The organism is Paucibacter sp. B51, assembly GCF_027863535.1.
Taxonomy (GTDB): domain Bacteria; phylum Pseudomonadota; class Gammaproteobacteria; order Burkholderiales; family Burkholderiaceae_C; genus Paucibacter_A; species Paucibacter_A aquatilis.
This window is the reverse complement of sequence record NZ_JAPIVN010000001.1, coordinates 3,243,038-3,255,860: the sequence shown is the minus strand read 5'-3', so window position 1 is coordinate 3,255,860 and position 12,823 is coordinate 3,243,038. Positions and strand designations below refer to the sequence as shown.

12 protein-coding genes are annotated in these 12,823 nt (G+C 66.7%); 7 read left to right on the top strand and 5 right to left on the bottom strand.

Annotated elements, in window-relative coordinates; genetic code table 11:
* Window positions 1–8: 8 nt before the first annotated feature.
* Window positions 9–167 carry a hypothetical protein gene (locus OOB33_RS13970; RefSeq protein ID WP_165794730.1) on the top strand — a complete coding sequence of 53 codons (159 nt, stop codon included), beginning with the start codon at window positions 9–11 and terminating at the stop codon, window positions 165–167.
* Between the two features lie 53 nt (window positions 168–220).
* Here OOB33_RS13970 and OOB33_RS13965 read toward each other — a convergent pair whose 3' ends face one another.
* Window positions 221–580 (bottom strand): DUF3579 domain-containing protein, encoded by a 360-nt coding sequence (locus OOB33_RS13965; protein WP_102770054.1) that lies wholly within the window; start codon window positions 578–580, stop codon window positions 221–223.
* 246 nt (window positions 581–826) lie between these two features.
* Between OOB33_RS13965 and OOB33_RS13960 the strand changes: the two genes are divergently transcribed.
* Window positions 827–2,047: an aspartate aminotransferase family protein gene (locus OOB33_RS13960; protein ID WP_165794729.1), complete on the top strand. Its 1,221-nt coding sequence runs from the start codon at window positions 827–829 to the stop codon at window positions 2,045–2,047.
* Window positions 2,044–3,006 carry an ornithine carbamoyltransferase gene (argF, locus tag OOB33_RS13955; RefSeq protein WP_171826031.1) on the top strand — a complete coding sequence of 321 codons (963 nt, stop codon included), beginning with the start codon at window positions 2,044–2,046 and terminating at the stop codon, window positions 3,004–3,006. Before OOB33_RS13960 ends, argF begins: the two co-directional genes overlap by 4 nt.
* A 411-nt stretch (window positions 3,007–3,417) precedes the next feature.
* On the opposite strand, the gene OOB33_RS13950 is transcribed toward argF, so the two are convergent.
* Entirely contained in the window at window positions 3,418–4,212 is a 795-nt protein-coding gene (locus OOB33_RS13950) for a substrate-binding periplasmic protein (protein WP_102770051.1), read from the bottom strand.
* A 365-nt stretch (window positions 4,213–4,577) separates the two neighbouring features.
* Here OOB33_RS13950 and OOB33_RS13945 point away from each other — a divergent pair, with 365 nt between their 5' ends.
* From OOB33_RS13945 to OOB33_RS13935, 3 genes are all read left to right on the top strand, one after another.
* Entirely contained in the window at window positions 4,578–5,321 is a 744-nt protein-coding gene (locus tag OOB33_RS13945; RefSeq protein ID WP_102770050.1) for a metallophosphoesterase family protein, read from the top strand.
* A 79-nt stretch (window positions 5,322–5,400) separates the two neighbouring features.
* Window positions 5,401–6,876, top strand: coding sequence for a bifunctional serine/threonine-protein kinase/universal stress protein (locus OOB33_RS13940; protein ID WP_333780330.1), 1,476 nt, complete (start codon window positions 5,401–5,403; stop codon window positions 6,874–6,876).
* Between the two features lie 52 nt (window positions 6,877–6,928).
* Window positions 6,929–7,309, top strand: a complete 381-nt coding sequence (locus tag OOB33_RS13935) for a YkgJ family cysteine cluster protein (RefSeq protein WP_171826027.1) — start codon at window positions 6,929–6,931, stop codon at window positions 7,307–7,309.
* Between the two features lie 16 nt (window positions 7,310–7,325).
* Here the strand turns inward: OOB33_RS13935 and OOB33_RS13930 are convergent, their stop codons facing one another.
* Together OOB33_RS13930 and otnI are read right to left on the bottom strand one after the other, a co-directional pair.
* Window positions 7,326–8,507, bottom strand: a complete 1,182-nt coding sequence (locus OOB33_RS13930; protein WP_271009119.1) for a tetratricopeptide repeat protein — start codon at window positions 8,505–8,507, stop codon at window positions 7,326–7,328.
* Between the two features lie 114 nt (window positions 8,508–8,621).
* Window positions 8,622–9,419 (bottom strand): 2-oxo-tetronate isomerase, encoded by a 798-nt coding sequence (gene otnI / locus OOB33_RS13925; RefSeq protein WP_271009118.1) that lies wholly within the window; start codon window positions 9,417–9,419, stop codon window positions 8,622–8,624.
* A 77-nt stretch (window positions 9,420–9,496) separates the two neighbouring features.
* Here otnI and OOB33_RS13920 point away from each other — a divergent pair, with 77 nt between their 5' ends.
* Entirely contained in the window at window positions 9,497–9,868 is a 372-nt protein-coding gene (locus tag OOB33_RS13920; protein WP_102770422.1) for a methylglyoxal synthase, read from the top strand.
* 12 nt (window positions 9,869–9,880) lie between these two features.
* Here OOB33_RS13920 and OOB33_RS13915 read toward each other — a convergent pair whose 3' ends face one another.
* Window positions 9,881–12,682 carry an alpha-1,6-glucosidase domain-containing protein gene (locus tag OOB33_RS13915; RefSeq protein WP_271009117.1) on the bottom strand — a complete coding sequence of 934 codons (2,802 nt, stop codon included), beginning with the start codon at window positions 12,680–12,682 and terminating at the stop codon, window positions 9,881–9,883.
* Between the last annotated feature and the right edge of the window lie 141 nt (window positions 12,683–12,823).

Genomic DNA, 12,823 nt, shown 5'->3' with positions numbered 1-12,823 from the left:
TCCTCCTCATGGACATCCAGGCCCAAACCCCACACACCGACACCTGCGCCGACACCTACACGCCCAGCCTGGGCCAGCGCCTGCGTCAACAGCTCAGCTGGCTGCTCTGCCTGCTCGGTGGCGGGATCGAAATGCTGGCCTTGCTGAGGGCACGCCGCGGCCGCTGAAGCCACGCCCGAAGCGGCAACCACCCCGCCCAGGCACCCGACCTCGCATCGCTTCAGTCCGTGGATTTGGGCGCGGGCGACGAAGCGGCCGCAGAGCCAGCCTCGGGCAGCAAACAGGCCTCGGCGACCTGCAGATTGTTGTCACGCGCGAAGTTCATGACGAAGTCCCAGGCCATGGGCTCCAGGCGACGCAATTCTTCGTTGACGATCACGCATTTGACGCCGTTGATCACCCGCGGCACGCACAGCGGCGAATAGCCGATGTAGGCGCCAATCCCGCCGCGCGCGCCACCCGGGCGGAAGCAGGACATGGCGCCCGCCAGACGCTCGGCCCAGTCGCTGGGCCGGAAGGTCCGGCCCTCCAGGGTGAGGCCCTGGATGAAAACTTCGCGCGATTTGGGGGACTGGCTCATGGGTGGGCGACTTCGACGCCGGGCTGGGTGCCAACCCCGCGGCCGCGAAAATAGACGGTTTTACGACAGGCGCTATTGTGCCCTGGATGTGTTGCGCCGCAGCACAGGCAGTCCAGGAAGACCGGACATTCGCACGCGTCAGGCCGGTGTCAGGCCGTGAAGAAAGACCAGGCCTTTAGAATCCGCCGACGTTTCGGGCCGCCGAAACGTCTTCTTTTTTTGCATGCCCCAACCCATGGAGAGTTGATGAACGCCCCCGTTGTCCCGTCTGCTGTTGTGCCGTCCGAACCTCACGTGATGCAAACCTATGGCCGTCTGCCCATCGCCCTGGCGCGTGGCGAAGGCTGCTGGGTCTGGGACGTGAACGGCCGACGATACCTGGACGGGCTGGGCGGCATTGCCGTCAACACCCTGGGCCATGCGCATCCGCGCCTGGTGCCGGCCCTGCAGGAGCAGGTGGCCACGCTGATGCACAGCAGCAACTACTACCACGTGCCGCTGCAGGAGCAGCTGGCCGCCAAGCTGTGCGAGCTGTCCGGCCTGGACGTGGCCTTCTTCTGCAACAGCGGCCTGGAGGCCAATGAAGCGGCGCTGAAGATCGCCCGCAAGTTCGGCAACGACCGGGGCAACCACAACCCGGAAGTGCTGGTGTTTGAAGGCGCCTTCCACGGGCGGTCGATCGCCACGCTTTCGGCCACGGCCAACCCCAAGATCCATGCCGGCTTCGGCCCGCTGGTGCCCGGTTTCGTGCGCGTGCCTCTGAACAATCTGGCCGCGGTCGAAGCCGCGCTGGACGCCCACCCCAACATCACCGCCGTCTTCCTGGAAACGATTCAGGGCGAAGGCGGCATCAACGAAGCGCGCATCGAGTTCCTGCAAGGCCTGCGCCGCATCTGCGACCAGCGCGATCTGCTGCTGATGCTGGACGAGGTGCAGTGCGGCATCGGCCGCACCGGCAAGTGGTTCGCGCACCAGTGGGCCGGCATCCGGCCCGATGTCATGCCTCTGGCCAAGGGCCTGGGTTCGGGCGTGCCCATCGGCGCCGTGGTCTGCGGCCCGCGCGCCGCCAAGATCATGCAGCCGGGCAACCACGGCACCACCTTCGGCGGCAACCCGCTGGCCATGCGTGCCGGTGTCGAGACGCTGAAGATCATGGAAGAAGACGGCCTGCTGGCGCACGCCGCCTTGGTTGGCAGCGAACTCAAGGCAGCGCTGAAAGCGGGCCTGGACGGCGTGCCTGGCGTGGTGGAAGTGCGTGGCCAGGGCCTGATGCTGGGCGTGGCCCTGGATCGCCCCTGCGGCGCCCTGCTGCAGCGCGCGGCCGATGCCGGCCTGATGATCAGCGTCACCGCCGAGCGCGTGGTGCGCCTGGTGCCGGCCCTGATCCTGAGCCGCGAGGAAGCCGCCCAGATCGCCGCCATCCTGGTGCCCTTGATCAAGACCTTCCTGTCGGAGCCGCAAGCATGAAGCCCGGCAACGCACTGATGCGCCACTACCTGCAGTTCAAGGATTTCCGCGCTGAGGAGTACGCTTATCTGTTCGAGCGCGCCGCCATCATCAAGCGCCGCTTCAAGAACTACGAGCGCTACCAGCCCCTGGCCGACCGCTCGCTGGCCATGATCTTCGAGAAGGCCAGCACGCGCACCCGCGTCAGCTTCGAGGCCGGCATGTACCAGATGGGCGGCTCGGTGGTGCACCTGACCACAGGCGACAGCCAGCTGGGCCGCGCCGAGCCCATCGAGGACAGTGCCCGCGTGATCAGCCGCATGGTGGACCTGGTGATGATCCGCACCTTCGAGCAGACCAAGATCGAGCGCTTTGCGGCGCACTCGCGCGTGCCCGTGATCAACGGCCTGACCAACGAGTACCACCCCTGCCAGATTCTGGCCGATCTGTTCACCTTCATCGAGAACCGCGGCATGAACCAGCGCGGCATCGTCGATGCCGACTGCCTCAAAGGCCGGGTCGTGGCCTGGGTGGGTGATGGCAACAACATGGCCAACACCTGGCTGCAGGCGGCCGAGATCCTGGGCTTCACCGTCCATGTCAGCACGCCCAGCGGCTACGAGGTGGACGCGCAGGTGGCAGGCATCCAGAACACCGACTGCTACAAGGTCTTCAAGAACCCGCTCGATGCCTGCCGCGGCGCCGACCTCGTGACCACCGATGTCTGGACCAGCATGGGCTATGAGGCCGAGAACGACAAGCGCCGCGAAGCCTTTGCCGACTGGTGCGTCGATGCCGAGATGATGGGCGTGGCCAAGCCCGACGCCCTTTTCATGCACTGCCTGCCCGCCCACCGCGGCGAAGAGGTGACCGCCGACGTGATCGACGGTCCCCAATCCGTCGTCTGGGACGAAGCTGAAAACAGAATGCACGTGCAAAAGGCACTCATGGAGTACCTTTTGCTCGGGCGGATCGGCTGACAGCCGAGACGCGCCCGCTGGGGCGCATTCTGTTTGGGCTTGGCTCACTTTGCATCGCAAAGTGAAGCGCCGTCAGGCGCGGCCAAGACCAGAATCGCATGCATGTGCAGAAGGCACTCATGGAGTACCTACTGCTAGGTCGCATCGGCTGACCAGCCGATGTGAACCCTGCCCGTCAGGGCAGCATGCGATTCGGGGTGCACTCACTTGGCGCCCGCCAAGTGAAGCCGCGTCAGCGGCGGGTGCACACCCAAACAGAATGCACGTGCAGAAGGCTGAGTCAGGGCCGAAGACAGGCCCCACGGCCTGTCTGACGCCTGACGAAGGCCAGCCCTTGTCCGCAAGGGCTGGCACTCATGGAGTACCTTCTGCTGGGTCGCATCGGCTGACCAGCCGCCGCGTGCGAGCCGCTCAGCGCGGACGCACGCTGCCGGTCAAGCTGCCCGGCGGGTAGTGTTTGACGAATTCGCGCCAGATCTGACCCGACTTGGCCGCGCGCTCCAGCAGCGCCAGCAGGCTCTGCCGGTCTGCTTCGGACAAGGCGGTCTTGGAGACGTAGACACCGCTCTCACCCCAGGGCAGTTCGTCCATCGGCTCGTAGCGCAGCTGCTCCAGCAAAGGCCGCACACGGGCATCGCCCAGCATGGCACCGACCAGGATGCTGGGTGCCATCACCGTAGCCTCGGCCATGCCATTGCCCAACATGCGGGCCACCGACACGGCATCCACCGCCAGCAACAGGCGCCCCTGCTGGTCCAGCTCCTTGATCAGCGCCTGGTACGACTCGCCGTAATCAAAGCCCCGCACCAGCACCACGCGGATCTCGCGGCGCGCCTGCAAATCGGCCAGGTTGCGCAGCGGCGCGCGCTCCGCATGCATCATGGAGATCACCATGGCCCGGCTGCTGACCATGGGCACGAACACGCCCGATTCATCGCGCTTGGGCGTGCGTGTGGCGGGCACCAGCAAATCGGCGCGGCCGGTCTCGAACATCAGCTCCTGCCGCGCCCGAGGCACCACCGAGAACTTCAGCGGGCAGCCCTCACGAGCCAGGCTGCTGCGCAAGACCTCGGGGTAAACGCCCGCGACCTCCTCGCCCGTCACCGTGACGCTGAGACCAATCGGCGCCACGGGCACCACCAGCTCGCGCGAACAGCCGGCTTGCGCCGCCGCTGCGCCAGGCAGGGCCGCCAAGGCCAGGGCCATCAGACCCGCGGACCCGGCCGCCCGACAAGTGTTCGCTCCTTCGCACCACGGCCACCGCAACATCAGGCACCTTTTGAGAATTTCGGGGGATTGCAGGCACACGAAAGGCCCGCTTGCGAGTCGCCCGCAGCTTACGCGATCTGGCGTTTTCGCGTGTCGCTGCCGCGCGAATGCAGGGGCGGGTCAATCCTGTTGCCCTTTGTGCCCGCAAACGGCAAGCTGCACCGGAGGCCAGGGCTGCGCAAGACCTGGCACCCCCGATCCAACGCCGCGGCCACCCGCCCCCCTCCTCCAACTCCGGGCTTCACCGCCTTCTGCCTGCCTTCAGCCTGCCGTCAGCCGCTCATGGCAAGCTCAGCATCGCCATGAAAATTGCCCTCATTTCCGACATCCATTCCAATGCGCAGGCTTTCGCTGCGGTGCTTGAGCATGCCCAGGCCCAGGGCGTCAGCGACTACGCCTTGCTCGGCGATTTCGTCGGCTACGGCGGCGACCCGGCCTGGGTGGTGGACAAGGTGGCCGAGCTGGTGGCGCGGGGCGCCGTGGCGGTCATGGGCAACCACGATGCCGCCGTGGTGCAAGGCAGCTCCAGCACCATGCGCGAAGACGCCCGCCTGGCGGTGGAATGGACCCATTCCCGCCTGAACCCAGCCCAGCTCGAGTTCCTGTCCAAGCTGCCGCTGAGCGTCACCCGCGAGGACCGGCTCTATGTCCACGCCAATGCCTTCGACCCGGCTGGCTACGAATACATCCAGGGCCGCCTGGAAGCCATGCGCAGCCTGCACGCCACCGAATGCCGCTACACCTTTTGCGGCCACATGCACGAGCCCATGCTCTACCACCTGAGCCTGACCGGCAAGGCCGGTGAGTTCACCCCGGCCGAGGGCGTCAGCATCCCCTTGCTGCCCAATCGCCAGTGGCTGACCATCCCCGGCTCCTGCGGCCAGCCGCGTGATGGCAACCCTGCCGCCTGCTACGCCATCTTCGACAGCGCGGCGAGCGAGCTGAGCTTTCAGCGCGTGGCCTACGACGCCGAAGCGGCGGCAGCCCAGATTCGCGCTGCCGGCTTGCCCGAGCGCCTGGCCGCGCGCCTGCTGCAAGGCGAGTAGCATCCCGAGTCAAGGCAAGACCTGACCCCATACTCGCGGCCAGAGGCCGCACTGGCCCCAGCACAGGATCTTCACCACCATGCCCAGCTCCGCGTCCGGCCCCCACAGCGTCCAGCACCTCCCGCAGCCCCTGGGCCCGCTGGAGCCCGGCATGGAGCTGGACGGGTTCCGCCTGGAAGAACGCATGCACCAGGGCGGCATGGCCCATATCTGGCGTGTGACGCGGGTGCAGCCCAAGCCCGGTGAAGACTTTCCGCTGATCATGAAGGTGCCGCGCATCAAGGGCGGCGAGGACCCGGCCACCATCGTCGGCTTCGAGGTCGAGCAGATGCTGATGCCGGCGCTCAAAGGCCCGCATGTGCCGCGTTTCGTGGCCCGCGGCGACTGGACCCGCCAGGCCTATATCGTGATGGAACAGGTGCAGGGTCAGTCCTTGCGGCCGCGCCTGGATGAGGCACCGCTGCCACTTGACGAGGTGGTGGACATTGGCATCCGCGTGGCCACCGCCCTGCAAGACCTGCACCGCCAGCATGTGGTGCACCTGGACATCAAGCCCAGCAACATCATGTTCCGGCCCGACGGCCTGGCCGTGCTGGTGGACTTCGGCCTGTCGCGCCACGACCACCTGCCCGACCTGCTGGAGGAAGAGTTCTCCCTGCCCATGGGCACGGGGCCGTACATGTCGCCCGAGCAGGTGCAATTCGTGCGCAACGATCCGCGCAGCGATCTGTTTGCCCTGGGCGTCATGCTCTACCACCTGGCCACGGGAGAGCGGCCTTTCGGCCAGCCCAGCTCGGTGCGCGGCCTGCGCCGTCGGCTCTATATTGAACCGGTGCCCCCGCGCGCCATCGACCCCGAGCTGCCACGCTGGTTCCAGGAGGTGGTGCTGCACTGCCTCGAGGTCAAGCCCGAGCGCCGCTATCAAAGTGCCGCCCAGCTGGCCCTGGATCTGCAGCAGCCCGAAGGCGTGACGCTGACCCGGCGCGCCGACAAGATGACGGGCAGCAGCAGCCTCAAAACCCTGAAGCGCTGGTTCTTCGCACTGGGCTCGGAGCCAGCGCCGCAGGCCACCGTCACCACCCAGGTCACGCGCAGCCCCATCATCATGGCCGCCGTCGACACGCAGCACGCCACGCCGGCCCTGCTGGAACAGCTGCGCGAGACCGTGCGCCGCATCGTGCAGACCGAGCCGGGCGCCCGCCTGGCCTGCGTCAGCGTGATGAAGATTGCCCGCATCGGCATGGACGAGCTGACCGACAAGGATGGCAAGAGCGTGCATGTGAAGCAGCTGATTGCCCTCAAGCATTGGGCGCGGCCGATCAGCAAGGCGCTGAATCTGGAAGACGGCCGCCTGACCTTCCATGTACTGGAAGCACCGGACGTGGCCACCGCCATCATCGAGTTCGCCGCCAAAAACGGCGCCGACCACATCATCATGGGCGCGCGCGGCGCCTCGGCCCTGCGCCGCTATCTGGGCAGCGTGTCGGCTCAGGTGGTGACGCAGTCGGAATGCTCGGTCACCGTGGTGCGAGAACCGCTGGGCGCCGAGGCCTGAGCGAGTCCGGCGGGCAGCGCATCGCTCAAGCGCAGCTCACTACACTGGCGTGATGTCCACCGCCGCCCCATCCCCTGCACCTTCCCCCGCCCCCGCTCCAGCGCCCGCTGCCAACCCCTGTATCCAATGCGGGGCGTGCTGCGCCAGCTTCCGCGTCGATTTCGCGCGCGAAGAGCTGCAAAGCGAGGGCGGCTGCGTGCCCGATGGTCTGAGCGTGGAACTCAACGACAGCCTGGCCCGCATGCGCGGCACCGACCATGCCCGCCCGCGTTGCGCCGCCCTGGTGGGCACTGTGGGCCAGGCCGCGCATTGCGGCATCTACGAGTGGCGCCCCGGTCCTTGCCGGGAGTTCGGCTTGCGCGCGCCCATGGGCATAGGGGATGAGGCTTGTGCACGAGCCCGGGCGAGGCACGGCTTACCGCCGCTCGCCTGAGCCCAAACAACGCCGCTCAATGGAAGATGTGCTTGCGAGAGCGCAGTGAATCCATTTTGGCGGTGTAAAGCTGCTTCTCGCGCTCGGTGCTGCTGTTCTCCAAGGCCAAGGCCATGTGCTTGTGGGCGGCTTTGACATCGCCCAAGCCATAGTTGGCCAGCGCCGCCCAGAAATGGAACTCATGAAAAAAGGCAGAGCGCGCCAACTCGCGTTCAAACAAGGCCTTGGCCTGCTGATAGTCGCCCCGCTGCATGGCAAGCACACCTTCGTCAAAAAACTTGTAAGGCGGGTAAGGCTGCAAGTCGCGCAAGCGCGCGCTCAGGCTCGCGGCGGCCTGTGACTGCCCGCTTGCTTCAAGCACCAGCACCAGATTGGACATGGCCTGCACATTCTCTGGCTCCAAACTCAAGACCGCCTGAAAGCTGGCCTTGGCCAAATCCAGTTCCCCTCGGCGACGATAGACCACGCCAAGCGTGTTGTAGGCCGACAGCATTCTCGGGTCAGCCTGCAGCGAAGCTCGCACCCACCAATAGGCATCGTCCACCGCACCCTGAGCCAAGCTTTCGGCCGCACGGTTGTTCATGAACATGGCGATCACGGTGTGCTCTTCAATCAAACGACGCCGCTGCCCGCGCAGATCCACACCAGGCAGGAAATCAACCGTCATCATCTCCAGTTCCTGGAGCGACGTGGCGTTGATTTCAGACCGGCGCGCTGCCAGAGCCATATTGACATGGCCGGTCTGGAAGTACATATCACCGCGACGACTCCAGAACTCGTCCACAAACACGCTGTGAAAGCGCACCGGCAAGTTCAGATGCTTGGCGAAGGCTGCTGTCATGATCACCAGCGACAGGCAATTGCCCCGCCGCTGCTCAAAGGCCTGGGCCGCCGTGCGGGTGACTTCAGAGTCGTAATCCAGCTGCAACTGACCCTTGGTGTAGAGCGAATCGAGCAAGGCCTCGCGCGCCCCGCGGCTGCGGATGCGGTAGGCGATCTCATGATCGACATAGTCCCGCATGGCCGGACTCAAGGCGAACACCGCCTCAGCCGAGATCGGGCTGCTGCTGGGCTTGAACAAATCGTCACGCAACAGCTCGAGCGGCGGCCCCTTGGGAAGCGCCACGGTTGCACAGGCGGACAGCATGCCAACGGCCGCCCACAGGCACAGACTCCGCAACACCGAAAAGATGCTCATGGTCGCCCCCTTTCCAGCAATTCAGCACGTCCGGCTGGATCGCCGGTGATGCTCAAAGTGTAGGCAGCCCTCGTCCTTTTGCGAGCCCAGATGAACACCCATGACTTTTGGGATTCAGAAGCCCCCGCGCAACCAAGCCAAGCCTTGCGATGTGGCACCCGGTGTCACCCCGCGCGCCGGCCGGTACTCGCAGCCCACCCAGCCTGCATAGCCCAGTTCGTCGAGGAGCCGGAACAGGTGGCGGTAGTTGATCTCGCCGACATCCGGCTCATGTCGCTCGGGCACGCCAGCGATCTGCAGATGGCCGACACGGCCGCCAGGCAGGTACTGGCGCAGCTTGGTGCTCAGGTCGCCCTCGCTGATTTGCAGGTGGTACAGATCCATTTGCACCTGGACATTGGGCGCGGCGATCTCGTCGAGCAAGGCATGGGCCTGATCTTGGCGATGCAGGAAATAGCCTGGCATGTCGCGCTGGTTGATGGGCTCGATCATCAAGCTCACGCCTTGGGCCGCTGCCAAGCCGGCAGCCTCGCGCAGGCGCCGAACATACACGGCCTGGGCAGTTGCAGGCGACTCATCGGCAGGGATCAGGCCGGCCATCACATGAAGCCGCGGACATTGCAGCGCCCGGGCATAGCCCAGGGCCAACTCGATGCCGGCCAGAAACTCGGCATCGCGCCCGGGCAGACAGGCCAGGCCACGCTCGCCCGCCGCCCAATCGCCCGGCGGGGCGTTGAACAGCACCTGCTGCAGCCGGTGCTCTTGCAGCCGATCTGCCAGCGCCTCGGGCGCAAAGGCATAGGGAAACAGGAACTCGACCGCCTGAAAACCATCACGCGCGGCGGCGGCAAAACGGTCGAGGAAATCCAGCTCGGTGTAAAGCATGGACAGATTGGCAGCGAAGCGGGGCATGGCAGGTCCGGGCAGCAAGCGATTTGGTAACTCGATTGATTGTGTCCCGCCGAGCCGGACTCACTAAGATGCCCGCCATGAAACTCGCACTGATCGCCCACGACGGCAAGAAAAACGAGATGGTCGCGCTGGCGGCCGAGTTCAAGGCCTTTTTGCAGGGTTGTCAGCTGATGGCCACCGGCACCACCGGCGGCCGCCTGGTGGCCGAGCTGGGCCTGAGCGTGGAGCGACTGCTCAGCGGCCCGAATGGTGGCGATTTGCAGATCGGCGCGCGCCTGGCCGTCGGCGAGGTGGATGCCGTGATCTTTCTGCGCGACCCGATGACGCCGCAGCCGCACGAACCGGACATCAACGCCCTGGTGCGCGCCTGCGACGTGCACAACGTGCCCTGCGCCACCAACACGGCCGGCGCCCGGCTGATGCTGGAGCGCTGGGCTCAGCTGCGCTGAAGCCGAGCCAACTCAGCGCTCGACCAGCACCAGGGCCGTGCGCCCCGGCACTTTGATCTGGCCGCTGGCGGCCTCGAAGGCGAACTCCCGCTTCGGCCGCGGGTCCGCCGCCCCGGGCGCCAGATGCACCGGGTGCAGCACATAGCGCCGTCCGGCCAGCTCGGGCAAGTTCAACACCTGAGCCTCAGGGCTGGTGTTGAGGAAATAGGCCAGGCGGGCAAAGCCCGCGTCCTTCAGGCCCTGACCGTCGATTTCAGCGGCCAGCACCATCGGGTTCTGCGCCGGGCCGGTGTTGAGAAAACGCAGGCGCTGGCGGATCTCGACCGCGCTGCTCAGGCGCAGCAGGCGGCTGCTGGCGCGGATCTTCAGCAGGTCCCGAAAGCCATCGCGCATCCAGGCGATCTCGGCCGGCCCGGGGGCGATGCCCGGGTCGGCCAGCAAGGGCGCCAGCCAGGGGTACATGGCCTGGTTGTCGGCGGCCGGCGGCAGGCCGGTGCCGAAGAAGTTGCGCTGGTAACTCCAGTCCAGACGATTGAACCAGTCACCCGAGTCGTAGCTGTTGCGGTCCAGCGATTTGGAGCGCAGCACATCGATGCCGGCGTGGAAGTAGGCCACGCCCTGGCTGAAGGCCGTCAGCGCCGCACCCAGCAGCTGGACGCGCGCCCGCTCGGCGCGCGGCGTGTCCTGGGGCAGCTTGAGCACATTGATGTCGAACAGGGTCTGGTTGTCGTGGTTGTCCACGTAATTGACCACCTCACCGGGCTCCGAGACATAGCCGGCCGGCTGGTCGCCGTAGGCGATCTGGTCCGCACGCAGGCGCGGGCCGCGCCAGGTGTCCAGCTCGAAGTCGCGCAGCGAGCCGGCCAGGCCCACGCGCAGCAGGTCGGCGCTGGCCATCAGCTGCGTGGCCGCTGCCGGCGTGCCGGCGTGGCGCTTGGGCGCAAAGCCCAGGCCATTGAGCCAGCCCTGGTTCTTCAGCACTTCGAGGCCGTTGTCGCCGGCGCTGCCGCCACGGGCGGCGTCACGGGCGCGGTCGCTGAAAGTGCCGATGCCGCTGCCGTTGAGCGAGAGCTGGGAGGCTTGAACAAAACGGGCGCCGTTGGCCACCTCGCCGAAGTTCCAGCCCTCGCCGATCAGCTGCACCGGCTGGCCAGCGGCCGCATTGACGCGCTGCTGCAGCGCCTCCATCACCGCGCGCGGCTGGTGGGCCATGAGGTCAAAGCGGAAGGAATCGATGCGGTACTCGCGCGCCCACATCGCCACCGAATCGATCATCAGCTTGGCCATCATGCGCTGCTCGGTGGCCGTGTTGTCGCAGCAGGTCGAGCGCTCGACCTGGCCCTTGGCATCGAGGCGCTGGTAGTAGCCGGGCACGATGCGGTCGAGCACCGAATGGCGCCCTTGGCCGCTGGCGGCCGTGTGGTTGTAGACCACGTCCATGCCCACGCGCAGGCCCGCCCGGTGCAGGGCCTGCACCATCTGGCGGAACTCGCGGATGCGGCGCTCGCCGCGCTGCGCATCGCTGGCGTAGCTGCCCTCGGGCGCGCTGTAGTGCCAGGGGTCGTAGCCCCAATTGAAGCAATCCTGGCCGGCCACCTTCATCACCGCGGCCTGCTGGGCCGGGCTGTCGGCGGCCGCCTCCGGCACTTGAGGCGTCAGGCAGCCTTGCTCGGGCACGCTGGCCAGATCGAACACCGGCAGCAGGTGCACATCGGTCAGGCCGGCCTGAGCCAGGGCGCGAAGGTGGCGCATGCCTTGCGAGCCGGCCTGGGTGAAGGCCAGGTATTTGCCGCGCTGCGCCGGCGGCACGGTGGCGTCGCCGATGGAGAAGTCGCGCACATGGAGCTCGTAGATCACCATATCGGTGGACTGCTGCACCCGGGCCGAGGCCTGGCGATGCGCGCGGCGGTCTTGCCAGCCGGGCGGCTGCAGGCGCGGATCGGCCCAATCAACCACCATGCTGCGCGCCGAATCTGCGCTGAGGCTCAACGAGTAGGGATCGGTCACCCGGTTGCGCACCCGACCCAGGCCAGGCACCCAGACCTCGACCAGATAGCGGTAGTAGCTGCCGCTCAAATTGGCGGGCAGGCGCTGTTGCCAGAGGCCGCTGCGAGGGTCGAAGGCCAGCGCTTCCACGGCCTGCGCCGGGCTCTCGGGCCCGGCGTAGCGGCATAGGTGGACCTGCTGCGCGGTCGGTGCCCAAAGCTTGAATTCTGTCTGGCGCGCCTTTTTCACCACCGCGCCCAGCTCGCCGGCCGCTTCGGCTGCATCGGCATACAGCGCATCGAGCGCACCGGGCGTCTGCAGCCCGGTGACCGCCAGCACCTGACCTGCTGCGTCTTCCTTGACCAGCAGCAGCTCGCCGCGCAAGAGCTGGGGCAAGCGGGCTTGATCGGCCGCACTCAAGGCCAGGCGCAAGCCGGGGCCGAAGGATTCGAGGTACTTGAAGCGCTGAGCCAGCTCGGGAGCGAGCGAGGCCGCGCTGGGCAGCAGCTCGACGCGCTGCTCCACGCCCTGGGCCGCCGCACCGACTTTGACCTGCACGCCGCCGCGCGCGCTGGCCAGCAGGGCCACGCGCTCGCCGGGACCCAAGCTCTGGCCCGACCACTGCAGCAATGCCGGGCTCAGGGCAAAGGCACGGGCCTCGGGCGCGGCCATGGCGGCCGGCTGCAAGACGATGGCGGCATCGGCGCTGTCACAGGCGGCACGCAGCTCGGCGGCTGAAGCAGCAGTGACTGATCCGGCCCAAGTGGCACTGGACAGCAAGTTCAGCGCAAGGATCAGGCCCAGCCGGGAGGAAGAAAGGGAAGTCATCGACAGCGATCCGATCCGGTGCAAGGTGTGAAGTCGCTGCGCCCACTGGATTCGCAGCCTCAATCTCAAAATAGTAGCAAAACTACATCAATAGCAACAGCACGGATACCATGAACCACCCAAAGCATCTAAGCTTTTCAC